Source organism: Streptomyces sp. NPDC089799 (assembly GCF_040684755.1).
In the GTDB taxonomy this organism is placed as follows: Bacteria; Actinomycetota; Actinomycetes; order Streptomycetales; family Streptomycetaceae; genus Streptomyces.
This window is the reverse complement of record NZ_JBFBGR010000003.1, coordinates 139664-165430: the sequence shown is the minus strand read 5'-3', so window position 1 is coordinate 165430 and position 25767 is coordinate 139664. Positions and strand designations below refer to the sequence as shown.

21 protein-coding genes, 1 pseudogene and 1 riboswitch are annotated in these 25767 nt (G+C 71.4%); of the genes and pseudogenes, 11 read left to right on the top strand and 11 right to left on the bottom strand.

Translation table 11 applies throughout. From position 1 onward, the window contains the following. Window positions 1–302: 302 nt before the first annotated feature. Both AB0O36_RS03900 and AB0O36_RS03895 read left to right on the top strand, forming a co-directional pair. Entirely contained in the window at window positions 303–1523 is a 1221-nt protein-coding gene (locus tag AB0O36_RS03900; RefSeq protein WP_365103630.1) for an RNA ligase, read from the top strand. A gap of 4 nt (window positions 1524–1527) precedes the next feature. Further along, entirely contained in the window at window positions 1528–2445 is a 918-nt protein-coding gene (locus tag AB0O36_RS03895; protein WP_365103628.1) for an AAA family ATPase, read from the top strand. A gap of 15 nt (window positions 2446–2460) precedes the next feature. Here the strand turns inward: AB0O36_RS03895 and AB0O36_RS03890 are convergent, their stop codons facing one another. The 4 genes from AB0O36_RS03890 to AB0O36_RS03875 form a co-directional block, all read right to left on the bottom strand. Further along, the gene (locus tag AB0O36_RS03890; RefSeq protein WP_365103625.1) at window positions 2461–3096 is read right to left on the bottom strand and encodes a VOC family protein; all 636 of its coding nucleotides are present in this window, start codon (window positions 3094–3096) and stop codon (window positions 2461–2463) included. A gap of 107 nt (window positions 3097–3203) precedes the next feature. Beyond that, window positions 3204–3518 (bottom strand): DUF2087 domain-containing protein, encoded by a 315-nt coding sequence (locus AB0O36_RS03885; protein WP_365103623.1) that lies wholly within the window; start codon window positions 3516–3518, stop codon window positions 3204–3206. A 64-nt stretch (window positions 3519–3582) separates the two neighbouring features. Then, window positions 3583–8202 carry a caspase family protein gene (locus AB0O36_RS03880; RefSeq protein WP_365103621.1) on the bottom strand — a complete coding sequence of 1540 codons (4620 nt, stop codon included), beginning with the start codon at window positions 8200–8202 and terminating at the stop codon, window positions 3583–3585. Beyond that, window positions 8199–9119 (bottom strand): hypothetical protein, encoded by a 921-nt coding sequence (locus AB0O36_RS03875; RefSeq protein ID WP_365103618.1) that lies wholly within the window; start codon window positions 9117–9119, stop codon window positions 8199–8201. The genes AB0O36_RS03880 and AB0O36_RS03875 overlap by 4 nt, the downstream gene beginning before the upstream one ends. A 317-nt stretch (window positions 9120–9436) precedes the next feature. Continuing rightward, window positions 9437–9577, top strand: a riboswitch (cobalamin riboswitch). A gap of 41 nt (window positions 9578–9618) precedes the next feature. Between AB0O36_RS03875 and AB0O36_RS03870 the strand changes: the two genes are divergently transcribed. The 3 genes from AB0O36_RS03870 to AB0O36_RS03860 all read left to right on the top strand — a co-directional run bounded on the left by AB0O36_RS03870 (window position 9619) and on the right by AB0O36_RS03860 (window position 12517). After that, window positions 9619–10626: an ABC transporter substrate-binding protein gene (locus AB0O36_RS03870; RefSeq protein WP_365103617.1), complete on the top strand. Its 1008-nt coding sequence runs from the start codon at window positions 9619–9621 to the stop codon at window positions 10624–10626. A gap of 134 nt (window positions 10627–10760) precedes the next feature. Continuing rightward, the gene (locus tag AB0O36_RS03865; RefSeq protein ID WP_365103965.1) at window positions 10761–11750 is read left to right on the top strand and encodes an iron ABC transporter permease; all 990 of its coding nucleotides are present in this window, start codon (window positions 10761–10763) and stop codon (window positions 11748–11750) included. Then, complete coding sequence (locus AB0O36_RS03860; RefSeq protein WP_365103615.1) at window positions 11747–12517, top strand: ABC transporter ATP-binding protein; 771 nt, start codon at window positions 11747–11749, stop codon at window positions 12515–12517. The genes AB0O36_RS03865 and AB0O36_RS03860 overlap by 4 nt, the downstream gene beginning before the upstream one ends. A 61-nt stretch (window positions 12518–12578) precedes the next feature. On the opposite strand, the gene AB0O36_RS03855 is transcribed toward AB0O36_RS03860, so the two are convergent. The 6 genes from AB0O36_RS03855 to AB0O36_RS03830 form a co-directional block, all read right to left on the bottom strand. Next, window positions 12579–13241, bottom strand: a complete 663-nt coding sequence (locus tag AB0O36_RS03855; protein WP_365103612.1) for a hypothetical protein — start codon at window positions 13239–13241, stop codon at window positions 12579–12581. Then, entirely contained in the window at window positions 13238–13693 is a 456-nt protein-coding gene (locus AB0O36_RS03850; RefSeq protein WP_365103610.1) for a DUF6114 domain-containing protein, read from the bottom strand. The genes AB0O36_RS03855 and AB0O36_RS03850 overlap by 4 nt, the downstream gene beginning before the upstream one ends. Then, window positions 13684–14292 carry a DUF6230 family protein gene (locus AB0O36_RS03845; protein WP_365103608.1) on the bottom strand — a complete coding sequence of 203 codons (609 nt, stop codon included), beginning with the start codon at window positions 14290–14292 and terminating at the stop codon, window positions 13684–13686. The genes AB0O36_RS03850 and AB0O36_RS03845 overlap by 10 nt, the downstream gene beginning before the upstream one ends. 176 nt (window positions 14293–14468) lie before the next feature. After that, window positions 14469–15296 carry a MerR family transcriptional regulator gene (locus tag AB0O36_RS03840; protein ID WP_365103605.1) on the bottom strand — a complete coding sequence of 276 codons (828 nt, stop codon included), beginning with the start codon at window positions 15294–15296 and terminating at the stop codon, window positions 14469–14471. A 29-nt stretch (window positions 15297–15325) separates the two neighbouring features. Continuing rightward, window positions 15326–16594, bottom strand: coding sequence for a methyltransferase (locus AB0O36_RS03835; protein WP_365103602.1), 1269 nt, complete (start codon window positions 16592–16594; stop codon window positions 15326–15328). 242 nt (window positions 16595–16836) lie between these two features. Then, entirely contained in the window at window positions 16837–17190 is a 354-nt protein-coding gene (locus tag AB0O36_RS03830; protein ID WP_365103600.1) for a tetratricopeptide repeat protein, read from the bottom strand. A 104-nt stretch (window positions 17191–17294) separates the two neighbouring features. Between AB0O36_RS03830 and AB0O36_RS03825 the strand changes: the two genes are divergently transcribed. From AB0O36_RS03825 to AB0O36_RS03805, 5 genes are all read left to right on the top strand, one after another. Continuing rightward, on the top strand, window positions 17295–18263 hold the full coding sequence (locus tag AB0O36_RS03825) for a pirin family protein (protein WP_365103597.1): 969 nt from the start codon (window positions 17295–17297) through the stop codon (window positions 18261–18263). Window positions 18264–19109: 846 nt separating this feature from the next. After that, window positions 19110–20390: a hypothetical protein gene (locus tag AB0O36_RS03820; protein WP_365103595.1), complete on the top strand. Its 1281-nt coding sequence runs from the start codon at window positions 19110–19112 to the stop codon at window positions 20388–20390. Next, window positions 20387–21529: a hypothetical protein gene (locus AB0O36_RS03815; RefSeq protein ID WP_365103593.1), complete on the top strand. Its 1143-nt coding sequence runs from the start codon at window positions 20387–20389 to the stop codon at window positions 21527–21529. The genes AB0O36_RS03820 and AB0O36_RS03815 overlap by 4 nt, the downstream gene beginning before the upstream one ends. A 352-nt stretch (window positions 21530–21881) precedes the next feature. Further along, a complete protein-coding gene (locus AB0O36_RS03810; RefSeq protein WP_365103591.1) occupies window positions 21882–22124 on the top strand; it encodes a hypothetical protein in 243 nt (80 codons plus the stop codon). Between the two features lie 124 nt (window positions 22125–22248). After that, on the top strand, window positions 22249–23058 hold the full coding sequence (locus AB0O36_RS03805) for a transposase family protein (protein ID WP_365103962.1): 810 nt from the start codon (window positions 22249–22251) through the stop codon (window positions 23056–23058). A gap of 48 nt (window positions 23059–23106) precedes the next feature. On the opposite strand, the gene AB0O36_RS03800 is transcribed toward AB0O36_RS03805, so the two are convergent. Beyond that, entirely contained in the window at window positions 23107–23958 is an 852-nt protein-coding gene (locus AB0O36_RS03800) for an IS5 family transposase (RefSeq protein WP_365103585.1), read from the bottom strand. A 240-nt stretch (window positions 23959–24198) separates the two neighbouring features. Here AB0O36_RS03800 and AB0O36_RS03795 point away from each other — a divergent pair. Next, window positions 24199–25574: pseudogene (locus AB0O36_RS03795) on the top strand (IS1380 family transposase). Window positions 25575–25767: the final 193 nt, after the last annotated feature.

The window sequence follows — 25767 nt, the reverse complement described above, 5'->3', positions numbered from 1 at the left end:
GGCGGCGGCCGGGCTCCGCGCCCGCAGCATCATTGGCGAACCGGGTCCGCGGGACAAGGGTTTGCGCAGCAATTGGCTGTGTGGGAAGGCGAGTCGGCGATGGAGAAGCGCATCCGCCCGCCCCCGCCCGGGGACCCCCACCGCCCGGGGTTCCACCCGTGGTTCCACCCGGGTTCAGCCCGGGGCCCCCGGTGTCCGAGCCCCCCGCTAGACTCCCCGCGCACGACGCCCCACCGCTAATTCACTGTCGGCGGCCCCCTCCCGCACGAGAGGATGAAGCCTCACGAACCGGGAGGAACCCCATGAGCCAGGTGACCCTGACTCTCCATGACCTGATGCCCGCGCAGGACCTGGCGGACGCGATCGAGGCCGGACACGTCATCCGCAAGTCGCACCCCGAGCTGCCGCTGTCCATCTACACCTACTCGCGCACCTGCCAGTACGAGCGGAACTGGACCCGGGTGACCATGCGCTGCCGGGGGCTCGTCGCCGACGACGCCACCGGCGAGGTCGTCGCCCTGCCGCTGCCGAAGTTCTTCAACGTCGGCGAGCACGAGTCCGGTCAGCCGTACGCGCCCGCCCTGCCGGACGAGCCGTTCGAGGTGTACGAGAAGGTCGACGGCAGCCTCGGCGTGGTGTTCCACTACGCCGGCAGCTGGCGGGTCGCCTCCAAGGGCTCCTTCGGCAGCACCCAGGCCCTCTGGGCGCAGCGCCGCCTCGACCGCGCGGACACCTCCGCGCTCGTCCCCGGCGTGACCTACCTCGCCGAGATCCTCTACCCGCAGAACCGCATCGTCGTCGACTACGGCGACCGCCGGGACCTGGTGCTGCTCGCCGCCTTCGGCCGGGACGGGACCGAGATACCGCTGGCCGGCGCGGCCGCGCACTGGGCGGGCATCGGTTCCGTGGTGACCGTGCACCCGGCCATGCCCCTCGACGACCTGCTCAAGCTGACCGAGACCAACACGCTGCCCGGCGGCGGCGCGGCCACCGGCACGGACGCGGAGGGCTTCGTCCTGCGGTTCGCCTCCGGCGTGCGCGCCAAGGCGAAGATCGCCGAGTACGTACGCCTGCACAAGGTCCTGACCGGTGTCACCGAACGCGACATCTGGCGCAGCCACGGCATCCAGCGGTTCGCGGGAACCTCGGCGAAGCGGCTTGCGCAGGGGCTCGGCCTGTCCGTCGCCGAACTGGGCGGCATCACCTCCCAGGGGGGCCGTCCGCTGGACGCCCTGCTGGAGCAGGTGCCCGACGAGTTCGACGCCTGGGTGCGCGGTGTGATCGCGCGCCTGGAGGACGCGGCGGCGGCCCGGCAGCGGGCCATCGACGAGGCGTACGGGACCGTCGCCCACCTGGGCGCCGACCGCGGCGCGTTCGCCCGCGCCGTGAAGGCGTTGCCGGTCGAGCCCGGCATCAGGTCCGCGATGTTCCTGCGGCTCGACGGCCGCCCGACGGACCTGCTGGTCTGGCGCGCCGTACGGCCGGAGACGGCCGACCCCTTCACCACCGACGAGGAGAACTGAACCAGTGCCCGTAGTACACGTCATGACGGGACTCCCCGCCTCGGGGAAGACCACGGCCGCGCGCCGGCTGCAGGCGGAGTCCGAGGGCAGGATGCGCCGCGTCAACCTCGACGACCTGCGCACCATGCTCGACATACCGGCGCCCGAGCGCGGCCGTTCGCACGCGCACGAGCAGACCGTGCTGGCCGTCCAGGACGCCGCCGTCCGCACGGCGGTCGAGGGCGGCTTCGACGTGGTCGTCGACAACACGCACCTCACCCCGCACATCCCCAAGCGCCTCAAGGCCGCGCTGACCGGCCACGACGCGTCCTTCGTGGTGCACGACTTCACCGGCGTACCGGTGGAGGAGTGCGTACGGCGCGACGCCGGGCGGGAGCGGCCGGTGGGCGAGGAGATCATCCACATCCTCGCCGACAAGCACCGCAAGGCCACCAAGGGAGGATGGCGGCTCACCGCCGAATGGCTGGGCTCGCAGCCGTCCGCCGAGCCCTACGCCGCCGACCCGGCGCTGCCGTCCGCGGTGATGTGCGACATCGACGGCACGCTGGCGCTGCGCGGCGACCGCGGCCCGTACGACTTCACGCGCTGCGACCTGGACCTGCTCAACGTGTCGGTGCGCCAGGCACTGCGCGCGTTCCGCAGTGCCGAGGGGGACCGCATCGTCCTGCTGTCCGGGCGCAGCGAGGACCACCGGACGATCACCGAGGAATGGCTCGCCCGGCACGAAGTCCCGTACGACGAGCTGTGGATGAGGGCGTCCGGGGACGGCCGCAGCGACGACATCGTGAAGGCGGAACTCTTCGACGCCCACGTCCGGTACCGCTACTCGGTCCGGGTCTCGCTGGACGACCGGGACCGCGTCGTCGCCCTGTGGCGCCGGATGGGCCTGCCGACCTGGCAGGTCAACTACGGCAACTTCTAGGTCCTGTCCCCTCGGTCAGATCGTGACCGGGCCGTGGGCGGTGGCGAACTCCACCGAGACCAGGCCCGGTTCCTCGTCCTCGACCCAGGTGACGTCGATCTGGTCGAGGGGGTGGTCGGCCGGTTCGCCGAGGAATTCGGCGATGGAGGCGGCGTCGCCGGCGATGGAGACCCCGTGGATGGTGGTGGAGGTGCGCGGTTCGGCGCTCGGGCGCTCCTCGACGGGGACCAGCCACTGCAGGAAGTAGGGCAGTTGCGGGTCCTCCAGCAGTTCCAGCACGCCGATCTGCTTCCACCTCAGGTCGAACCCGTCGGGGCGGACACGGTGGCCCTCGGCCGAGGTGCGGCCGAGGCGGGCCTCGACCGGGGCGATGTCGTCGACGGAGACCACCCAGCCGAGCCAGCCGCCGCCCTCGGCGGCACGGCGCGCGACCGCCTGGCCGAAGGGTGCGCGGTCGGCGGCGGGGTGGTCGAGTGTGGTGACGACCTCGACGTAGGTGCCGCCGCTGAGCGGGAGGATGAAATTGCGGGTACCGAACCGCGGGTGCACGCCCCCGTCGACGAACCCGGCGCCGAGGGCCGATCCGATCCACTGGATGGTTGAGACGAAGCTGTCGCGGGCCACCGCATAGGACACGTGATCAAGTCGCACTGCGCCATCATCACCCGACAACCCGCACAAATCCCCACGCCACGCCCGCCGCCCCGGCCCGATCCGCCCTGCAGCACCATGCGCACCGCACGTCCGGGGGACGGGCTCTAGGCGGCCGCGGCCTCCGGAGCCCGCCGGTAGCTGCTCCCGTCGCGGGTCCGGACGAGGTGGCCGGCGATGACGAGGTAGCGGCGCAGGGCCGCACTGTCCTCGTGGACGGTGCGGATCGCGTCGTTCACCTCGGCCTCGGTGTACGCCCGCTCCGGCGCGAACAGGGTCTCGGTGAGGTGTGCGAGCAGCTGTGCGCGGCGGGCGGGCTTGCGGGGGATCGCCTTCAGGCGCCCGTCGGCGGCGAACAGGTCGGACACGGAGCGGGCGGCGCTCGCCGGACGGGCGGCGGTCGTGGACTGCTTCTCGATCATGCCCGGAGCCTCGCCCAGGGGCACGGCCCCGGGCAATCCGTTTTCCCCGTCCGGGCCGGCCCGCTCACCCCAGCCCGAGCCGCCTGCGCCACGCCGGGTCGAGCCCGGGGCGTACGAGGGCGAGTCCTTGCTGGGTGCCGATCGCCATGTCCAGGGTGGGGCTGCCCGGGAACAGGGCGAGGCAGGTGACCAGTGCGGGCAGGGGCATCGACCAGACCTGCTCGCCTTCCGGAAGGTGGCAGAGGGTCACTCCACGGGTGTCACCGACCGCCACGAGGGCCTCGCCGTTCGGAGCGGGACCGGCCCACAGGATGGCGGTGGCGGAGACCGGGAGCCGGCGGACGGTCAGCGGTGCGGCGGAGTCCCATACGGACACCGGAGTGGGATGGGTGTCGTCCGTGACCCGGTGGTCCAGTGTCACCAGCACCGGGGCGCCCCGGGCCGTCCTGAGCCAGCGCAGATGGAACGCGTGACCGGCGATCGCGTTCCGCGGTTCGCTCCTGACGCCGGAGCCGGGCTGCCTGGCACCTCGGACCGGGAAGCGCGCACCGGTGGTGACGTCGGTCACCGAGGTCGCCCCGTCCGTGCCCTGCTGGGCGATCCAGCGCGTTCCCGCCGGGCCGTTGTCCGGTACGAGCAGGGTGGTGCCGGGCAGCAGGGCGATGCCGTCCGCCCCCACCGGGCGTCCCGTGTCGCAGTCCCAGAGCCGGCCGGTCACGGGGGCGGTCGGTGTGCGCTCCCGCCGGACGGCCGTCATCAGGACGGCCGTTCCCGCCTCCGTGGTGAACGCGGCCGAGACCAGGTGCTCCCCGGCCGGCGCGACCCGGAAGGGCAGACGCAGCCTGCGCGTGCCGGACCCGTCCGGGTCGTGCAGGCTCAGCGTGCCGGACGCGGGGTCGAACGCGACGACCCGGACGGAGGGCCGCTGCACGGTCGGCGGGAGCAGCCGGTACTCCGGGCCGTCCTGCTGGTACCCGCCGACCGTGGTGCGGTGCTCCTGGTTCCCCTCCGGACCCCATCGGCGGAGGGAGTACTCGGCCACGTAGGCGCCGCGACCGTCCGCCGCCTCGGCGGCCCGCTCCTCGCCGCGGAATTCCGAGGTCAGCGAGTACAGCCTGCCGTCGGCCCCCTCCACACGGTCCCGGAAGGAGAAGGGCTCCGTGCCGGTCGGCCACCGGGCCGGCGGCGCCGCCGACCGGTCCAGGGCGGACGCGTCGAGGCGGGCCAGGTACGCCCACGCGTCGAGCAGGACGACTCCGCGGGCACCGCCCCAGGTCACCATCCGATCGGGATTCCTCGCCGTCTGCTCCGGAATCGGCGAATCCACCACGTCCGTCCAGGTCCACAGGCGTGCCGTGCCGTCGTTGCCCACGACGAGGAGTTCGGGACCGGAGCCGCCACGGCCGGAGAGGACGTGGAGCGCGCACACCGAGCTCTCGTGGCCGTGCAGGGACACGCCGACGGCCGCCCCGCTGAGGGTGTCCACCACGGTCGGCTGCGGTTCGAACCCGGTGGTCACCGCGTAGGTGCGGCCGTCGTGCCGGAAGGGCGCCAGGGTGAGGAAACTGCCGCGCAGCCGCGGCGGGACCGCAGGCCCGGTGCGCAGGGACAGGGTCAGCAGCGACGACTTGTCGGTGACGACCAGGGTGGGGTCGTCGGGGGCGGGGTCGTCCGGGGCGTCGGCCGTGAATCCACCCACGAGGTACTCGGCGGTGGTCCGGACCGGGGCTTCGGCCGTCCGCCCCGTGTCCGCGTCCAACAGGGTCAGCCGGGTGCCCGGTTCGCACAGGGCGACTGCGGCCCGGCCGCTCCTGCCGCGCGTCTGACGCGCGATGGCCGCCCCGGGCCGTCCCGTGAGCAGGACCTGTGCACCGCCGGACCCCTCCAGGGGGTACGCGGTGACCGTTCCCCGTACGGGATCGCAGACCAGGAGCCGGGCCCGGCCGTCGCGGTCGTGGCACACACAGGCGGTGGCAGGCGTCGTGGCCCCCCGGGCCACTCGGGCCTCCCGGGTGGGCCGGGCCTCTTGGGCGTCCCGGGCGGCCCCGGTGGGTACCTGCGCCACCCGCCTCCCCGTGGCCAGATCGACCACCACGACCACCGCCCCGGTCCGGCACACCGCGACGTGCGTTCCGTCGTGGAAGGCGCCGGTGCCGAGCAGGGCGGCGAAACCGGTGGACCGCATGGTCAGGACGGCGGTCTGGTCGCGCAGGTCCCAGACCCGCAGAGTGCCGTCCGCGTCCAGCGTGACCGCTTTCGAGGGCGCGCGCGGGTCGTGCACCAGAGCACAGCCGGTCACCCGGGAGGGGTGCGGCAGCAGCCCGGACCGCGACGGCGAATCGAGCATCCAGAGGTGTACGAGCCGGCTGTCGGGGGGCTTGGCCACCACCGCCCTGCCGCCGGGCAGGACCGTGTCGTCGACCGACCACCGATGGTCGATCACATGGGTCGAGTACGCGGCGCCGGCGTGCCGTCCCACCACGCGGTGCGGTGTCACCGGCCGCGGGTCCACGGCCAGCCGGCGGACGGAGGCGGCCCGTTCCTCCGCCCCGGCCGCGAGCCCGTGCTCCCCGTACGTCCGGGCCACGTACGCCAGCAGGGCCGGCCGGTCCGTTCCGGGCTCGGCGTCGGCCAGCAGGTACGCCGCCCGTTCCACCGCCATCGACAGCAGCGGACGGCGCGTCGCGTGCCGCAGTGCCGCGAGCAGCGGCACCGGGTCCGCGGCCAGGACGAAGCCGGCGTCGTCGAGCAGGTCGTCGAGCCGGCCGGCCGCGGCGGCGTGCGTGGCCAGGTGCGAGCGTACGTAGGCGGGCGCCCGGGCCCACTCCCCGTCCGGGACCAGGCCGCGCAGGACCCGGACGAAGCAGTCCTGGACGTCGGGGAGGTCGCGGAACCTCAGGGTGCGGGCCTTGATGTGGTCCGTCAGTTCCTGGTGGTACGGGCGGAAGTAGGTCGTGCCGTCCACCGGCGCGTGCGAGAGGTACGAGCCGTCGCCCTCCAGCAGCAGGTCGACGTCCGCCTCGGCCAGCGGGATGCCGGACAGCTCGGTCGCGGCCCGCAGCCAGGTCCGGCGCGGCAGCCCGTTGCCCTCGCCGAACGCAGCCGCGGTCAGCAGCGCCATCGTCGCCGTGTGCCGTTCGCGCGGCAGCCGCCGCAGGTACGTCTCGAAGGCGCCGCCCACGTCGGAGGGCAGCTGCTCCGCCCAGCCGGGTGCCGACGTGTCCACCAGCGGTCCGCGCAGCAGGGCGGTCGCGGTCATCCGGGCCACCAGGAAGCACCGGTCCGCACGCCGGGCGGCCTCGGCCGCGATCCGGCGGGCGGCCTCCGGGGCGCCGGCGTACGGGGCGCCCGTGTCCGTCAGGACCTTCGCCACGTACGCGGCGGTGCTGGTGTCCTCGGCGTACGCCGGCTCGTCGAGGTCGACGACCGAGACCCGCTCCCCGATGTGCGGCAGCATCTCGCGCCGGGCACCGACGACCAGGCGTACGCAGGGCACCGCGCCCAGCGGACGCAGCAGGTCCCAGGCGATCCGGCGGGCCTCCGCCCTGTCGCCGCCGGGACCGGCCTCGTCGAGGGAGTCGACGACGATGCGGAGCGGCCGGGTGCGGCGGGCCAGCGCGGCCAGCAGGGCCTCCGGGCAGGAGGCCCGGGCATCGGCCGTCGCGGCCAGCCGGGCGAGCACGGCCTCCATGGTCTGGTGACGGGCGTTGACCGAGGCGTCGGCGTGCCCGTCCAGGACCAGCCGGCCCAGGACCGCGGACTTTCCCGAGCCCGGGTCGGCCGTCACCACCAGCGGCGCCCGTCCGCCCCCGCCGGCCAGGTGGGCCCGTACGGCGGCGAGCGCGCGTTCCCGGCCGGTGAAGTACGAGCCGGGGTCGTGGACGTGTTCCACGCCGCGGCCGCGCGGGTCGAAGTGGGCGGCGAGGTCGGAGTCGGCGGCGGCGGGCCGGCCGTCCGGGCCGATCTCCGCCTGCGGGTCGAAGGCCGGGTTGGGGAAGAACGGCGGCCGCCGGGACTGGTCGAGGGAGGAGCAGGCGGCCCGCTGCGGGAGCCCGTCGGCGGCGAACGAGGCGGTGATCCGCTCGGCCAGCGCGGCGGGGGACAGGTGGCGCTGGGAGGGGCCGTCGCCCTGCCGCCAGGCTGCGGCCAGGCGGCCGGTGAACGCGCCGTCCTCCGAGGTCTCGCGCTGCCGGGCGGAGGCCAGCAGCCAGGTGCCGGAGCCGGGCTCGTCGCCGCGCGGGCGGAGGGACACGATCGCCTCGGTCACGCCGGCGATCTCCGGGCCGGCGGCAGCGGCGTGGCAGGCGTCCACGACGAACAGCACGTTGCGGACGGGGGATTCGGCCAGGATCTCGGCGAGCGCGGACAGCGAGAGCCATGATCCGGGCCGGCCGTGCCGGGAGTCGGCGCAGGCCAGCCGGTAGCCGCCGGGCGCGCGGTGGCCGTGGCCGGCGTAGTAGAGGACGACGGCGTCCTCCGGCTCCAGGGCGGCCGTCTCGCACCAGTCGGCGAGGGCCTCCTCGAAGCGGGCCGCGGCCGGGTCCAGCGAGACCCCGGCCAGCACCCGCTCGTATCCGGCGGCCGTGAACAGTTCTGCCACCGCCGTCACGTCCTCGTGCGCCCGCGGCAGCTCCGGGTCCTGGAGGTAGTGGCGGGTGCCGGCGGCGACGAGGAACCGCCTCACCGGTCCGCCGTGCGGACGGTGCCGTCCGCGCGCAGCCCGGCCGCCACGGCCCGGCCGGTCTCCGCCGCGGTCAGGTAGCGGGTCGCGTCGTGCATGTGGCTGCCGTTGTGCACGAGGAGGTCGGTCACCCCGTCGCCGTAGGAGGGCCGCAGCTCGCGCACCAGGGCGACGATGTCCGTGGAGTCGGCGATGTTGGTCCAGGTCCGGACCGGCCCGGGCCAGACCGCCCGCCGGTTCCCGTCCGGCGCGGGGTCCAACCGGTCCAGCACCAGCGAGCGCATGCCCAGCGGCGAGCCGATGGTGACGAACGCGGGAACGTCCCAGCCGGTGTGGTGCGTCCGGTCGCACAGGGTCTCGTAGGCGACCACCGAGCCCAGCGAGTGCCCGACGACCACCTTCGTGGCCGGGGTGATGCGCGCGGCCACCCGGGCCCGGGCCGCGCTCCGGACCGCCTGGTCGGAGAGGTAGGCGGTGAGCTGCTTCAGGTCGCCGATCAGTGCCCGGTCGAGCACCCCGCGCAGGAAGGCCGCGCCGGTCAGGGCGTCCAGGGCCGACCGTACGGAGTTCAGTCGCAGGGCCCGGGACGCCGCCCACCCCGCCGTGCCGCGGCTTCCGGGGGCGTTGGGTGCGGGCACGGCCGGGTCGGTGCGGGCGGCTTCCGCCCACCACTCCATCAGCAGCCGGAACTCGTCCTCGGTCTCGATGTCGGCTGCCTCGTACGGGAATTCGCCTCCGGCACGGGTGCCGTGCGGGCGGAACAGGTCCCCGTAGAAGGCGACGGACACGTCGTCGGAGGCGGGCACCGGGCCGTCGGACAGTCTTGCGCCGCCCACCAGTTCGGGCACCACGTCCCGGGCCAGGGAATCCTCGCTCAAGTACTGCTTGCCGACACCGTGGACGAAGACGACCGCGCTCAAGGACCCTCCCGGGACGAGGAATCCAGACTAGGGCCCGGCGGTGGCGAGAGGGGTGATTACGGCACCGAAGCGCTGCTCCGCGGGGGCCGGGGTCCGGGGTCCCGGCCAGCCGGAGTCACTCAGAACGACGCCCCGCTCGACAGACATGCCCATCCCCTCGGTCGTGCTCGACTCCGCACGCCACCGGTCCGTGACAGCGGTTTTCCGTTCAACTGCACTGTGCGCAGGCATACTTGTGCCCACACGTGCACTTGAACTGTGTTCAGATGTGACCTTAGGTCAGCCGTTGAACGCAGTGCAAGTCGGGTCCCGGGAGGTGTCTGGCAGACTGGGCGAGTCACCACAAGGCGGTGCGGACCAGGAAATCCGGTGTGACTCCGGTGCGGTCCCGCCACTGTGACCGGAACTCCCCCGTGGATTCCGGGAGTCAGACCCTGACGCGCCGCCTCAGCAACCCGCTTGACGAGGGGACGAGGATCCCCCGGAGAGGCCCGCTTCCGTGAATTCCCGCTCCCGTAAGGCCGTTCTGCGCGCCGCGCTGTCCGCCGCGCTGCTCGTACCCCTGATATCCCTCACCGCGTGCAGCGGTTCCGGTTCCGGCACCGACGACGGCGCCGCGTCGGCCGGCTCCGCGTCCGGATTCCCGTACACCGTCACCAACTGCGGTGTGGAGACCACCTACAAGGCGCCGCCGCGCCGTGCCGTGACGATGAACCAGCACGCCACCGAGCTGATGCTCGCCCTCGGCCTGCAGGACCGGATGGCCGGGACCGCCTACCTCGACGACTCCGTACTGCCCCGCTACCGGACGGCGTACGACGGCATCAAGGTGCTGGCCAAGGAGTACCCCTCCAAGGAGGTCCTGCTCTCGGCCAACCCCGACTTCGTCTACGGCGGATACTCCTCCGCCTTCGACAAGGCGGCGGGCCGCGACCGGGCGGGCCTGGAGAAGACCGGCATCCGCACGCGGCTGAGCATCGAGTACTGCACCCGCGGCCCGGTCGGCATCGAGCAGCTGAACTCCGAGATCACCGAGGTGGCCCGCACGTTCGGGGTCCCCGGGCGCGGACAGGACCTGATCGCCGACCAGCAGCGGCGGCTCGACGCGGTGGCCGCGAAGGTCGCCACCCGGCAGAAGCCGACCGTCTTCGTCTACGACTCCGGCGAGGGCTCCGCCTTCACCTCCGGCGGACACGGCATCGCCAACGAGATCGTGACCCGGGCCGGCGGCACCAACGTCTTCGCCGACCTCAAGGACAGCTTCGGCGACGTCCCCTGGGAGGAGGTCATCCAGCGGAAGCCCGAGGTCGTCCTCATCTACGACTACGGCGGCACCAGCGTCGAGGAGAAGAAGCGGCGGCTGCTGGACGACCCGGCGCTGGCCCAGGTCCCGGCGATCAGGGACAAGCGGTTCGTCGTGCTGCCGCTGTCGTCCGCCGTGCTCGGCGTGCGCGTGGCCGACGCAGTGGAATCGCTGGCGGGCCGGCTGCACCCCGGGGCGTCGTGAACCGCCTCACGGGCAGCGGGCGTTCCGACTTCCGGCCGAGGGCGAAACCTGGTCCGAGGCCGGGTCTCCGGTCGGGCCCGACACCGGCTCTCCGGCCGGGCCCCGGGTCGAGGAGGTCCGGGCTCGTCCTCGGGCTGCTCGCCGCCGCCCTGCTCGCCTCCGCCCTCGCCGGGCTCGCCCTCGGGCCGGTCCGGATCGCCCCGGGCGAGGTGCTGGACCTGGTGCTCGCCGGCCCCGGCCGGCCGGACGGCGCGTTCGCAGCGATCGTCTGGGACGTCCGGATGCCGCGGGTGCTGCTGGGCGCGATGGTGGGAGCCGGGCTCGCCGTCACCGGAGCCGTCCTGCAGGCGCTGGTCCGCAACCAGCTCGCCGACCCCTTCCTGCTGGGCGCCTCCTCCGGGGCCTCGGCCGGTGCGGTGCTGGTCATCGTGCTCGGAGTCGGCGCCTCGCTGAGCCTGTCCCTGCCCATCGCCGCGTTCGCCGGCTCCATGACCGCCCTGATCGCCGTCTACGCCCTGGCCCGCCGCGGCGGCACCATGACCACCGGCCGGCTGATCCTCGCGGGTGTCGCCGTGCAGTACGTACTGGCCGCCCTGACCAGCCTGGTCCTGGTGCTCTCCGCCCAGCCCGACCAGGTGCGCTCCGTACTGTTCTGGACCCTGGGTGGACTCGGCGGCGCGCGCTGGGACGAACTGGCGCTCCCCGCCGCGGTGCTGCTCAGCGGCACCGCCCTGCTGTCGGCCCTGGCCAGGCCGCTGGACCTGCTGCTCGCGGGAGAGGAGGGCGCGCGCACGCTCGGCCTGGACACCGGTCGGTTCCGGGCCGCCGTGTTCGTGCTCACCTCCCTGGTCATCGGGGTGCTGGTGGCGTACAGCGGGGCGATCGGATTCGTCGGGCTGATGGTGCCGCACGCCGCCCGGATGGCCGTCGGCGCCGGACACCGGTCGCTGCTCCCGGTGTCCGCGCTCGGCGGGGCGGTGTTCCTGACGCTGGCCGACCTGGTCGCCCGTACCGCCGCGGCACCCGAGGAGATACCCGTCGGCGTGGTCACCGCCCTGCTCGGCGGCCCCTTCTTCCTGTGGCTGCTGCGGCGGTCCTCCCGGGCGGAAGGAATCGCCGGATGACCGGGACGGAACTGCGCGTCGAGGGACTGCGGTTCGAGACCGGCGGGCACACCGTGCTGCACGGTGTGGACCTGACCGCCCGCCCCGGTGAGACCGTCGGCCTGGCGGGCCCCAACGGCAGCGGGAAGACCACCCTGCTGCGCTGCGTGTACGGCACCCTGACGCCCACTGCCGGGCGGATCGCGCTCGACGGCACGGACGTCGCCTCGCTGGGGGTGAAGGAGCGGGCCCGCCGGGTGGCGGTGGTCCCGCAGGACGCGACCGGCACCCTGGGCCTGACCGTCCGGGAAGTGGTCGCCATGGGGCGGAGCCCGCACAAGCGGTTCTGGGAACAGGACGGCCCCGAGGACGCGCGGCGCGTCGCCGGGGCACTGCGGACGGTCGGGGCGGAGGGGTTCGCCGACCGGCGCTTCGAGGAGTTGTCCGGAGGCGAGCGGCAGCGCGCGCTGCTGGCCCGCGCGCTGGTCCAGGAACCCGGTCTGCTGGCCCTGGACGAACCGACCAACCACCTCGACATCCGCTACCAGCTGGAGATGCTCGGGCTGGTCCGGGGACTGCCCGCGACCGGCCTGCTGGTGCTGCACGACCTCAACCTGGCCGCGTCGTTCTGCGACCGGCTGTACCTGCTCGCCGAGGGGCGGGTGGTGGCCGCCGGGACGCCGGGGGAGGTGCTGACGGAGGAGATGCTGGACGCGGTGTACGGCGTACGGACCCGGATCGGCGTCCATCCGACGACGGGCGCGCCCAGCATCGTCTACCTGCCGTGAGCTGCCGCGGCCGCCTTGGCCGCAGTGGGCTTCCGCGGGCTGCCGTCGGTGCTGACGGCGGTCAGGGCGCCACGGTGATCTGCTGCGCCGGGTCGGTGGTGTCGGAGACCTGGTAGACCGCGTTGAAGACGGAGGCGGTCGCACTGGTCGGGCAGCCGAACCCGCCGGTCACCTTGACCGGCACCGAGGCGTTGACGAAGGTCAGCGTGGGCGGGGCGCCGTTCGCCCAGGTGGCGGTGACGGGCGCCGGGGCGGTGGGGGCGGCGACGACGGTGCAGGTGGCCAGGCCGCTCGTACGGACCACCAGCCCGCCGGTCGGGACGGTCATGGTGCCGGTGCTCGGGCTTCCGTTCTGCATGGCGACCGTCCACGCGCCGCTGGTCGTCACGGTGGGGGTGACGCCGGGCATGCTCGACGTACAGGAGCTGTACGTGGGCGCGGAGATGGGGGAGGAGACGGCGCCGGCCGGGTTGTGGTTGCCGGGCGCGGCGGGGACGGTGCCGGTGGCCACGGAGACCGAGCAGGTCACGGTGACGGAACCGGCCTTCAGGGTGGCCTTGCCGGTGAGCTGGGCCTTGAAGGCGTGGCCGGCCGGGGTGACGGTGGTCGACCCGGCGGCGGGTAACACGGGTGCCGGGGCGGCGGTCGCGGTGGCGGCCGAACCCAGGATCAGGCTGCCGGCGGCGGCCAGACCGAGGGCGAGCGCGGTGGGCGTGCGGGTCATGGCTGGGCTCCTTGGGGATCGGAGTGCGCGGGGGCGGCGGTGCCCGGCGCGGGGGAGCGGGTGGGGACGGGTGCGGCGTTCGGGGTGGGGGTGCGTGCGGTGCGCGGCTGCCAGCCGAACATCAGGCCGCCGCCGAGGATGCCGAGGAGGGTGCCGATCAGGAATCCGCCGAGGTTGGACAGCACCAGGGCGGCGGTGGCGATGAGCGTGGTGAGGACCCCGGCGAGTCCGCGGTAGTGCGGGGCGAACCATGCGGACAGGCCGAGCACGATCATCACCAGGCCCATCAGGACGGACGGGATGCCCGCCACGCCCTGGGTGAGCATCACCTTGAGCGGGGCGAGGGGGAGTGCGCAGATCTCCGCCCCGGCGAGGACGGCGGCGAGTCCGCCCCAGAAGGGGCGGCTGCGCCGCCACCGCCGGAAGCCGGCGGCGCCGCGGCTCAGAAGCATTCCTTCTTGCCCTTGCTGATGTTCATGCTGAGCCCGGAGAGTTTGAAGGTGCCCGCGTTGGTCGCCCACGCGGTCTGCCGCAGATCGGTGATGGTGACGGAGTCGGCCTGCTGGGCGAAGAGGTCCTGCATGCCCTGGGCCTCGGTGGGTCCCTTGTCCAGGGTGGAGGCGTCGCGGCCGATCTCGATGTTGGTGAAGGTGGCGTTGCCGGAGAGCTGGGTGGCGTCCACGAACAGGTTCTTCGCCTCCACCGGGGTCTTCTTGCCCGCGGTCAGACCGAGAGAGATGTCCCCGATCACCGGGAGCGAAGTGACCACCGACTGGCAGAGGTCGGTGAGCTTGGCCTCCCGGATGGCGGTGACCGCGACCGGGATGAGTTCCTCGCGGGCGTTGACGTCCACGCTGCCGTACTGGGCGAAGCCCTCGCCCGTCAGGCTCTGCGCGGAGACCTTGAACTGCTGGCCCGAGACGGCGAAGGAGGCGGCGAGGGCCCCTTGGGCCAGGGCCACGCCGAGACCGGCGGTGACCGCGACGGCCGGGACGGTCAGGACGGCGAACCGCCGCCATTTCACCCGGCCGTCGCCTAAGTGATGTTCCACGACATGTCCCCCTTGTGATCGTTACTGACCGGTATGGGTTGTGTCGTTGAATGTAAGAGTGCCAATGGCGGTTGGCAAGGTTGTTCGACAGCCGCTTTTCGGCCAACTCCTACCGGCGGGTCGCCTGCGGCCCGACTGCACGCCACCCCTGGCCGACGTGCTCGCGGCCTGCGGTTCTACGGCTCCGTACGTCCGGATTCCGGACCGCCGGCACGGCCGGTACGCAGCAGCGCGGCGGCCTCCGCGTCCACCCTGCGGGCCATGGCCCGGGAGAACTCCGCGGCCACCACATCGCCCGCCACCGGCCGCAGCGCCGCCACCGCCGCCGTGATGTGCTCCAGCTGCGCGGCCGAAAGCCGCCCCAGCCCCGCCGGCCCGACCACATGCCGCCGGAACAGGCCCACGAACCGGTCCGCCAGCGCCGCCGCCTGGCTCTGCACGAACTCGCCGGCGTCCAGGATCTCGGTGAGCGGCACCCCCTGCCGCACCAGCGCGGCCGTCGCGTCCAGCAGCCGCCGGCTCGGGAAGGTCACCGCGTCCCCGTCGATGCGTACGTACTCCAGCTCGGCGGCGCGCCGCGTGTGCTCGGGCCCGGCTGCCGGGCCGAACAGCTCCCGCAGCTCGGCCAGGCTCATGGTGACCGGCTCCTCGTGCACCCAGTCGCGGGTCATCTCCCGCTCCAGGCCGAGGAGCCGGGCGATCCCGCCGCCCTGCTCCCACGCCTCCAGCAGCTCGGCGATCCCGTTCACCGTGTAGCCGCGGCCCAGCAGACCGTCGATCAGCCGCAGCCGGACCAGGTGCTCCTCGGAGTACCAGGCGATCCGGCCCTCCCGGCGCGGCGGTGGCAGCAGACCGCGCTCCTGGTAGTAGCGCAGGTTGCGCACCTTCACACCGGCCGCCCGGGCCACGTCCTCCCGGCGGTAGCGCACCCCGCCACCTGCGCCCCCGCCCGGGCCCCCGCCTGTGCCCCGATCCGTGCCCTCACCCGCTCCCTCGCTGCTCACGGGGGCGAGCCTAGCCCCGGGACCAGGGGTTACCGGTGAGTGCCGGAAGATCGGCCGGTGCCCTGCTTCACGGCCTTGAGCACCACGAACTTCGGGTCGCTCGCCACCAGTTCGCAGTTCCCGAAGAGGCGGCGCAGCCGCGCGTGGTACCCGAGGTGTCGGTTGCCGACCACCCAGAGCTCGCCGCCCGGCCGCAGGGCGCGGCGGGCCTGTGCGAACATCCGCAGCGCGGTGGCGTCGGTCGTCGCCTGGTGGGAGTGGAACGGCGGGTTGTTCAGCACCAGGTCCACCGAACCGGCCGACACCCCGGCGAGCCCGTCGCCGACCCGGAACACGGCGCCGTCGCTCCCCTGGCCCGTACCGCTCCGGACGCCGGGGACGTTGGCCCGGTACGTCGCCTCGGCCGAGGCCACGGCCTGGTACGACTCGTCGGTGAACAGCACCTCGGCCTCGGGGTGGGCGAGCGCGGCGGCGGTGCCGACGATCCCGTTCCCGCACCCCAGGTCGACGATCCGGCCGGGCCCCATCGGTTCGCCGACCGGCAGGTGTCGGAGGAAGAAACGAGTGCCGATGTCCAGCCGGTCGGCGCAGAACACCCCGGCGTGGTTGACCACGGTCAGCCCGGCGGCCGCCCCGGCGTCCGCGTCCGCGGTGTACGTGAGCGGCCACGGGTTCGGACCGGCGTCCTGATCCGATCGGGTGCCGTGACTGCCGTGACTGCCGTGACCCGCCTGCTCCGCTCCCGGCGAGCAGAAGATCAGCCGGGCCTTGCGCTCGGCCAGCGAGGTCCGCGTCGGCCCGAGGATCCGCTCGAACAGGTTCAGCGTGGAGGTGTGGATCTCCTTGACCATGCCGGTGCCCACCACCACCGACCCGGCGTGCAGCGCGGGCGCCAGCCGGTGCAGCTGGTCCTCCAGCAGCGCGAGGCTCTTGGGCACCCGCACCAGCAGTACGTCGATCCGCTCGGGCGGGGTGTCCCGCGTGGAGAGCAGCCGTACGGCCCCCTCGGCCACACCGGCCCGCGCCAGGTTCGCAGAGGTGGCCTCCCGGCCCAGGAACGAGTCGGTGATCTGCGTGATCCGCCCGGCGGCCGGCCCGGCGAGCGCGGTCACCAGCGCCCCCCAGCGGTCCCCGAGCACGGTGATCTCGCCGGCACCCAGCGCCACCGGGTCCCGGTCCCCGGTCCCGGTGGTGAGGTGCCGCAACAGGTACTCGTCGGCGGCGTCCCAGGCGCGCAGCCGGTCGCGGGGGTCCTCAGGGAAGCGGGTGAGCTCGTACGAGCCGAAAGGCGTGGTCAAACGGTTCATCGTGCCCCCAGGCTATCCGAGCGGGACGCCAGGGGTCGGACCCCGGGCTCCGCACCGGGCGTGGGCAGGCGTTCGCACGGCTACGGAGATCCCTCCGGACGAAGTCCGGGGGAGGCTCGCACGCCGGAGCGCCTCCCCACAGGGCACTCCCGCCCGGCCGAAGCCACTGCGGGGCCGGCCCCGGAGGTTCGGCCCCGCCGCCCCGCCGCTCGGCGCCCCGGCCTCGGCGCGCGTCACTCCTGAGGGAACTCCCCGCTCATCGCCGCGGCGATCCGCAGGTACGGCGCGGCCTCCGCGGCCCGCCCCTGCCGCTCCAGGGTCCGCCCGAGCATCAGCTGCGCGTAGTGCTCCACCGGCCAGCGCTCCAGGATCCCGCGGGGCTCCGCCTCGGCCCGGCCGAGCTGGGCCGAGTGGTAGTAGGCGCGGGCCAGCAGCAGTCGGGTCGCCAGCTGCTCCGGCGCCTCGCCGGCCAGCGGGTCCAGGATGCGTGCTGCCGTCGCGTACTCCTTCGCCTCGAAGAAGAGCTGTGCCCGCTCCCACCGCTCGGCCGCCGTCCCGTGGCCCAGGTAACCCGTCGACTCGCTCATCCCGTGCACCGCCTTCCTCCCGTTCCGGTCCGATGGCTCCAACACGTGCCGAAACTTGAACATTCCACCTAACGCGACCCCGGCGACGCGGCTACGTTGTGCTCATGAGCAATCTCGATCGCCAGCCCGCTCTCTCGACCTGTGGTGGCCGCGGCTTCGTCGTCGCCGAACCCGTACGCGAACTCCTCAGCCCGCGACGGGTCGTGCTCGGCGAGTCATCCCACGAGGTCCGCCGACTGCTGCCCAACCTGGGCCGCCGGATGGTCGGCGCCTGGTGCTTCGTGGACCACTACGGCCCGGACGACATTGCCGACGAGCCCGGAATGCAGATCCCCCCGCATCCGCACGCCGGCCTCCAGACCGTGAGCTGGCTGCACGAGGGCGAGGTGCTCCACCGCGACAGCGTGGGCAGCCTGCAGACGGTGCGCCCGCGCGAGCTCGGCCTGATGACCTCAGGCCGGGGCATCAGCCACTCCGAGGAGAGCCCCCGCAAGCACGCCCGCTACCTGCACGGCGCCCAGCTCTGGGTCGCCCTCCCCGACGCCCACCGGCACGTCGAACCGCACTTCCAGCACCACGCAGAGCTCCCGCACGTCACGGCCCCCGGCCTGACGGCCACCGTCATCCTGGGTACCCTCGACACGGCGACCTCGCCCGGCACCGCCTACACCCCGATCGTCGGCGCCGACCTCGCCCTGGCCGCCGGCACCGAAACCCGCCTCCCCCTGGAACCGGACTTCGAGTACGCCGTCCTCTCCATGTCCGGCGAGGCACACGTCGACGACGTCCCGGTCCTTCCCGGCTCGATGCTCTACCTCGGCTGCGGCCGCACCGAACTCCCCCTCCGCGCAACCTCGGACGCCTCCCTGATGCTCCTCGGCGGCGAACCGTTCGAGGAGGAGATCGTCATGTTCTGGAACTGGATTGGCCGGTCCCATGAGGATATCGCACAGGCCCGCGAGGACTGGATGAATGGGTCGAGATTCGGCGAGGTGAAGGGGTATGACGGCCCTCCGCTTCCGGCTCCCGACCTGCCCCCGACCCACCTCAAACCACGCGGCCGAGTGCGCTGACCTGCGGTAACTGGAGAGAGGTGGCTCTGCGGGGCGCGAGTCATACGCCTTCCGGTTGCTGAAGCTTCGGCGCCTCCGATCGCGCCCCGCGCTTGCCCTTCGATGGTGCGGGGCCGTCCCCTTCTGTGGGCGTCCGTGGGCGGGTGTGTGTCTACGAATGCTGACCCAATGCTGACTTTCCTGACGCTGCATCAGGTGGGACTCCGGGCAGGTACAGACGTCGAAGCGGCTTCGTCGGCGATCGGCGCTTGTCTGGAAGTTGTTCCCGGCTGCGTGCCTCTCGGCTTCCCCACTGCGCTCCGCAAGGGCCGGACCGAGAGTCTGATCGCTTGGGTGTTACTGCTTGTAGGAAGCCGACAACCCCTGCAGCGGTCGTCGCAGCGGCGTCCTGTCCCGAAGGACATCGACCTCGTTCCTGGCTTCACTCGGGATGTCGGCATGGGCGGCCTGGAGCCGCTTGCGAACGGAGCGGCATCTCGGGTGGTGCCAAGGCGAGGCGTGAGGGTCAAGGAGCCTTACCGCCAGCGTGGAGTCCGATCTCTCGGTGGCAACGCGCATGCGAGTCAGCAGCCCGACCGGCGCCCGAAATGGGAACCCGGTCGGGCTGCGTCGTGCCGACTGCGGCCGCCGCATGTCACCTGGCCCACACTCCGCGTGAGCACATATGTGCAATGTGGTCGCGCAGTTGGACTCCGTTGGTGCATCGTCTTGGGGATGCCTTCACCGCGCGTCGGAGGGGCAAGGTCGTGAGAACCCCTCTGAGGGCTCGGCGTTGAGCGTGCGGCTTACCGGAGGGCTGACCGAGCGGAGTGTGTGCTCGGCGTCCGTTGCGAACTTGGGGGTCGGATGGACAGGTTTGATGAAGGTCTGCGCTGCCAGGATGTTCACGCTGGCTTGCGCAACGTGGACCCAAACTCGGGCACGCTGACGCCTCTCGCGGACACCCAGCTGATCGGCATGGCAGCAAGCCTCGCCGCTCTTATCCGCGGCCAGGAGGTCATCGCTGATGCGCAGGCGCTCCGCGCCTTGGCTGCTGAGCAGCTTGACGTGAGTCATTTCGCTTTCGACTCCGTCGTCATGGCGCTTGACGAGCTGGGCTTCGTCGAAGGCGTCCAGCGGTCTGGCGGCAAGATCGTGAAGTTCACTGAAAATGTTCCGTACTACGACAACCTGTACGCCAAGCTGGGCGAGGCATGGAGGGACAGGCAGCCGTCCGAGGCGGAAGAGCAGATGATCCTCCTCGTTGACTCCCTTGCCGAAGGACCCATCCCTCAGGAGGAGACCGCCAAGCTCGTAGGGCTGGATGCAGCAGCCCTTCCTGGCCTGCTTGAGCTGGGTGAGCACTCCCAACTCGTCAAGCGCATCCAGGTGCCGGACGGAGACGTGCTCTACTCGCCGTTCTTCGGTTTCGAGAACCCTGAAGTCATGGCTGAGCTGATCCGTAACCACGGGGCCGGAGAGCTTGCGGATGCGTTTGCCGACGTTCGCGCTGAGCAGGGGCTCCCGGTGGGGAACGAGCAGCCTCTCCTTCAGGACGCCATTGCCCGTGGCCTCCTCATGGCCCCCGCTGTCGAGCGTCCGAACGGCGTTCTGCAACCGTTCGCGACGATGCCGTACATCCTGGATCACGAGCTCCTGCGGGGCCGGAAGCCGATTCTGGATAAGGCTCTCGCCCTGTTGGCATGCCTGCGGTGCGGACAGCACTTCGGTGGCAGCACCGACCTGCCGCCGAATGCTCTCATTGCCGTCATCGACAAGCTTCTCGACAAGAACCGCGGGTTCCTAAACCCGCACTCGTCACACCAACGTCAGTACCGGCTCGTCCATGCAGCCGGCCTGATCAAATTCGCCCCGGACTCGCGGCCGGGCGGGTCCTGGGTGACGCCGCAGTTCATCGACACCCGAGACAATCGGGAGGCTCTGCGGATCGCACGGGACCTGATCACCTACGGTGAGCAGCTCAAGGGCCGCGTGGGTGATGAGCAGGCCCGACGAACGCTTTCTCTGGGGCAGTCCTTTACGGCGCCCATGCAGACGATGCACCGGACCCGACCCAAGGCGCGCACGTCAGTGAAGCAATGGCAGAAGGTCATTGATGCAGCTCTCGGAAGGGGACGTGCGCGATGACCGAACTGGACCTTGGTCTCAAGGTCGCCTCTCGGCGGCTCCTCTGGCGGATGGGCTATACAACCCGCCTGGACGTGCAGCTTCGGGGAGTCGGCCTCACTAGCGATACGCTGGCGAACGGACCTCGTGGGCGGAGAACAAGTGCCCCAGAGGGGTTCACGGACCTGGACGTACTCGGTTACTCCATCGGAGGCGGCTTTCGCGTTCAGACCGCCATCGTCGACTGCAAGACGTCGAGTAAGGGTTCCACCAACCGCATGTTCTGGGTGCGTGGAGTGGCCGATTTCTTTACCGCCGATGCCGCCTACATGGTGCGCGAGAAGGACCTCACCACGGCCGCAAGGCAGCTCACCTCCCGCCTGAGAATCTCAGCACTGAACAGCAGCGAGGTCGGAAGCCTGGAGCAGCTGCATCCGATCGACCTCGACCTGGAAGCTGAGCCGCTCGCCTGGCTATTCCAGGAAGAGAGGGCAGTGAAGGTGCTCCGCGCCTTCGGAGGGCTGGACAAGCGACTCAAGTCCCTCCTCGAGTACCGCGAGTTCACGTACTGGATCAACGAGCAGTACCGCAACCCACTGCAGATGGTCGACGAGCTTGCGGCGGTCGCTGAGCACCTCGATCCCCGCAACCCCACCCACCTGGCACTCGTACTCGACTGCTCTTGGCTCTACCTGATTTCACTGAGCCACGCGGTGGAGAGCATGCGGGCGACCCACGTAGCTGATCACGATCTCGGCCTACAGGAACATCTCTTTGGGGGACCTGTTGGACTCCGTGAAAAGCAAGGGCTCTCCCAACTGCTAGAGACGATCAAGCAGAGTGGTGCCCTGCCCGAGCGGGTGCACGTTGGCCTGCTTCCCGATTACTACCCCCGTCTGCGTGAGCTTGCTGTACGGGTTCTCACACGACCCGACGCCGTGATGCCGGCCTTGCGTATGCTGGAGCTGGCAACGTCGGTGACAGCCCTGGGGCACCGCATCGAGAAGGCCGAGGACATGGGAGGGCTGTACGACGAGGTCGCTGCCAAGCGCGCAGCGGATGTCGTGGGCTTCCTGGTAGGTAGCGCCAACCTGAGCCCTGGTTTCCGTGCACGCGCTCGATCCCTTCTCCTGGGGGAGCCTGTACCGGAGGGGTCTTGAGTAATCGAAGAGGACACTGAGGTTTTCTCACACCAAATGATCTTCGTCGTGTCGAGGCGGGAACGGGGCTTGACTGGCTGCCGAGCCCTGGTTGCGGACAGGCCTGACGCCGAGCTGCGGGCGAGGGTTGCCGAGTTTACGGGGGATTGACACTTCTGCGACCAGGTTGCGCGTGGCGTACAAGCCACTCAGCAGTGTGACTGCCACCATGGCGACGGCAGCCGTATCGGCCCTCCTCCGGTGCGGTAGCAGCCACCGTCCATGGAATTCGTGTCCCGCAACGGAAGGCGATCTCGTCGTGTACATGATGCGCGAGGTGTACAGAGCCGAACGAGGGAAAGCGCCGGAGATCGTGGCAGCGTTCAAGACCCTCACCAAGGTCTTTGAAGAAGCCGGGTACACGAATCGGCGCATCTACGTCGACTACGCCGGCCCCATGGACACGGTCGTCTGCCAATGGGAATTCGACAGCCTCGACCAGTACTTCACCATGGAACGAGGGTCCTTCACGGACGAGAACGCGCAGTCGCTGATCAACACGCTGAACAGCAACGCGACATCCGGCTACAAGGAGATCTACGAGGTCATCCAGTAGCGGATCATCGAGGCAGGCCCCGACACTTTCAGCCGGGGCCGCCCACCCGTGAATGGACACACGTGAAGCCCCTGGTAGGACAGGTCTCCCTCACAAGATCGTCCGCTGAACCAGAGGCTTCATGTTGGTCACCTGTAGTGCCACGCTCGACGTCCCGCGCCACGTTGTCGAGTTTCTCGCCCGCCACCTGGCCGCTCACCGGCGCCGGATCGGCACCCCGAGAAGGTCCCGCGCGCTCGGGCCGTTCCGCCAGGCGGTGCTCGTGCTGCGCTGGTTCCGTGAGCGTGGTTGCGTGCACTGCCTGGCCCGTGACGCGGGTGTCTCCCAGGCCACCGGCTACCGCTACCTACACGAGGGCATCGACGTCCTCGCCGAGCAGGCCCCGGATCTGCACGACGTCCTCGCCCGCTGCCGGCGCGAGGGCACGACGCACGTGATCCTCGACGGCACGCTGATCGAATCGGACCGCCTCGCCGGCGTCCGCGACAACGGCAACGACCTGTGGTTCAGCCAGAAACACAAGGCGTTCGGCGGCAACATCCAGTTCCTCGCCGCGCCGGACGGCACCCCGCTGTGGGTCTCCGAGGTCGAACCCGGCAGCGTCCCCGACATCACCGCTGCCCGGATCCACGCCCTTCCCGCGCTGTACAAGGCGGCGGCCGACGGCCTGCCCACCCTGGCAGACAAGGGCTACATCGGCGCGGGCATCGGCATCCGCATCCCCGTCCGACGACCAAGAGGCAAGTCCGAACAAGCACTTCACGTGGACACCCGCATGTTCAACACCCTGCTGCGACACGTGCGGGCTCTGGGCGAGCGGACCGCCGCCGAGCTCAAGCAGCGGTGGCGAACTCTGCAGCACGTCACGCTCAGCCCCAGCCGGATCGGCGATATCGCGCGCGCCGCCCTCGCCCTCAACGGAATCTGGAAGTGATCATCGTTGAGAAAACCTCACTGAGCCTTAGCGCGACCGGCAAATGGATCACTTGAGGCGTCGGGTGGTGGGCCGACCGTCCCAGCGGTAGCGGATCGTCGAGCGTCGGATGAGCATGCGGAGCGTGACGAAGGTGGCGGCGAGGTAGAGGTAGAAGTCCACGACCGCGCCGCTCCTCTCGGTGCAGCGCCGGAGCTTGCCGTAGTCGTTCATCCACGAGTGAGTGCGTTCGACCACCCAGCGTTTGCCGGCCTGGATCGGGGCCGGCACTCCCTTGCGTGCGATCTTGGCCGTGAAACCCACCTCGGCTATCAGTGCACGCGACTTGGCACTGTCGTAGCCGCGGTCGAGGTTGACGTTGACGGTCTCCGGCATCGCGCCGACCTGCTCCTTCGCCGCGTCCAGGGTGGGCCCGAGCAGAGGGGAGTCGTGCCGGTTGGCCCCGTCGGAGACGATCCCGAGCGGGACACCGCAGGCATCGGAGGCTACGGATCGTTTCAGCCCCTGCTTGCCCCGGTCCACCGGTGACCGCCCGGCCTTGTCGCCGCCGGACGGGGCCTTGGTTATGCAGCCGTCCACCGAGATCTCGCTCAGCCCGAGGCCGATTATCCGGTCGTAGGCCTCAAGCGCCAGGGCGTGGACCTTCTCGGATATCCCCAGTTCAGCCCACTGTTTGACGCGCCGTCGGATCGTACGGTCGGAGCATCCGGGAGTGGAGATGCGCTCGTAGCCTGAGCCGTGGACCAGCGCGAGCACGACGTGCTCGAAGACTGTCCGGTCGGCGATCCGGCGCCGGCGGCAGCCCAGCGGGTGGTTCGCAGCGAACTCTCCCCGGGCGGGCAGGAGCGCAACGAACTGGTCCCAGAGGGGTTCGAGCATGCAAGATGGCAGCGCGGGCACGGCCGTCCTTCGTGATCACTGAGCGTAGAGAACTCCATGATCACGCGGACCCGTGCCCGCTCTGCATCCACCCCGCTCGATCACTCGCCAACGGCTGCCTATTGCCGGTCGGTCTTAGCCTCGGGCTTTCACGTGGCTGGGTGTCCGATGCATGACCGGAAACGCGAAGAGTGCTCCTGACCTGCAACGATGGGACTTGTCTAGGGTCCAGGTCGTCGCGTGGAAAGAAGCACTCCTCAGGTGAAGAAGCGTATCGGGTCCTATCCGCGTGTCCGCATCGAGGGCGGTGGCCGGGCGGTGGTCCCAGGCCGGAGGGGTGCTGCTGGTCGAGACGGTCCGCAAAAGCGGCCTGGACACCGCGATATCGGCGGCGCTCGCGCCGTGGCGGCGGCCTCGGGCGGTGCATGATCCGGGGAAGATCCTGCTGGATGTGGCCCTGGCGGTCGCGCTGGGCGGGGACTGCCTGGCGGATGTCGCGATGCTGCGGGCCGCGCCGGCCGTGTTCGGTCCGGTGGCTTCCGACCCGACGGTCTCCCGGCTCATCGACAAGCTCGCCGCGGACGGACCGAAGACTCTGACCGCGATCCGGTCGGCGCGGGCCGAAGTACGCGAGCGAGCCTGGAAGTTGGCTGGCACCTTGTCACCGGACGCCACCGGACGGGTGACCGTGGACCTGGACGGGGTGCTGGTCCTTGCCCACTCCGACAAGCAGGACGCGGCCGCGACCTGGAAGAAGACCTACGGACATCATCCGCTGATGGGCTTCGTCGACCATGGACGCGGCGGCACCGGAGAGCCGGTGGCCGCGCTGTTGCGGCCCGGGAACGCGGGCAGCAACACCGCCGCCGATCACATCACCGCCACCCGGCTCGCCCTGGCCCAGCTTCCCAAGCGATATCGACGAGGCCGCTCCACCTTGATTCCGCACCGACTCCGGCGGCGGCACCCACGAGTTCGTGGCCTGGCTCGCGAAACGGGGGAGGTGGCTGTCGTACTCGGTCGGGATGACCATCACCGACGCCATCCACCAGGCCGTCCTGAAGGTTCCCGCCTCCGCCTGGACGCCCGCCGTCGAACCGGGTGGAGAGATCCGCGAAGGCGCCTGGACCGCCGAACTCGACGGTGACGTCCTGAAGGGCTGGCCGAGGGGGATGCGGCTGATCGTCCGCAAGGAACGTCCCCACCCAGGCGCCCAGTTGCGCTTCACCGACGCCGACGGACTGCGGCTGACCTGCTTCGCCACCAACACCACCGACGTCCCGATCGCCGCACTCGAACTACGGCACCGCCAGCGAGCCCGCGCCGAGGACCGGATCCGCAATGCGCGCGCCACCGGCCTGCGGAACCTGCCTCTCCACGACACCGCGCAGAACCGGATCTGGCTGGAGATCGTCCAGCTCGCCCTCGACCTGCTGGCCTGGCTGCCGATGCTCGCCCTGACCGGCAACCCGAGGCTCTGGGAGCCCCGCCGCCTGCGACTGCGGCTGTTCTCCGCCGCCGCCCAGCTCGTCACCACCGGCCGCCGCCGGCACCTGAGATTCACCCACCACTGGCCCTGGACGGATGTGATCACCAGCGCGATCCAGCGGCTCGACGCACTCCCGAACCCTGGCTGACCAGCAACAACGGCCCACCCCGACGAACTCGAACCGCCCACCGGAGCCGTGGAACCCGGCGCACACCCGACGCGACAGCCGGGCCCTCGGCCTACCCGTCACTGACCCGACAAGCCGAAACGGACCGCCGGAGAATCCGACGGTCCGTCACGAAAGATCGAGGTTAGTGGCTGTTGTCGTTCCGAACCTGAGG

What these genes read in the sequence shown, in the direction of transcription:
- AB0O36_RS03900 (WP_365103630.1), top strand. Translation starts at nt 303, where the DNA reads ATGAGCCAGGTGACCCTGACTCTCCATGACCTGATGCCCGCGCAGGAC.
- AB0O36_RS03885 (WP_365103623.1), bottom strand. Translation starts at nt 3,518, where the DNA reads ATGATCGAGAAGCAGTCCACGACCGCCGCCCGTCCGGCGAGCGCCGCC.
- AB0O36_RS03860 (WP_365103615.1), top strand. Translation starts at nt 11,747, where the DNA reads ATGACCGGGACGGAACTGCGCGTCGAGGGACTGCGGTTCGAGACCGGC.
- AB0O36_RS03855 (WP_365103612.1), bottom strand. Translation starts at nt 13,241, where the DNA reads ATGACCCGCACGCCCACCGCGCTCGCCCTCGGTCTGGCCGCCGCCGGC.
- AB0O36_RS03850 (WP_365103610.1), bottom strand. Translation starts at nt 13,693, where the DNA reads ATGCTTCTGAGCCGCGGCGCCGCCGGCTTCCGGCGGTGGCGGCGCAGC.
- AB0O36_RS03830 (WP_365103600.1), bottom strand. Translation starts at nt 17,190, where the DNA reads ATGAGCGAGTCGACGGGTTACCTGGGCCACGGGACGGCGGCCGAGCGG.
- AB0O36_RS03825 (WP_365103597.1), top strand. Translation starts at nt 17,295, where the DNA reads ATGAGCAATCTCGATCGCCAGCCCGCTCTCTCGACCTGTGGTGGCCGC.
- AB0O36_RS03820 (WP_365103595.1), top strand. Translation starts at nt 19,110, where the DNA reads ATGGACAGGTTTGATGAAGGTCTGCGCTGCCAGGATGTTCACGCTGGC.
- AB0O36_RS03815 (WP_365103593.1), top strand. Translation starts at nt 20,387, where the DNA reads ATGACCGAACTGGACCTTGGTCTCAAGGTCGCCTCTCGGCGGCTCCTC.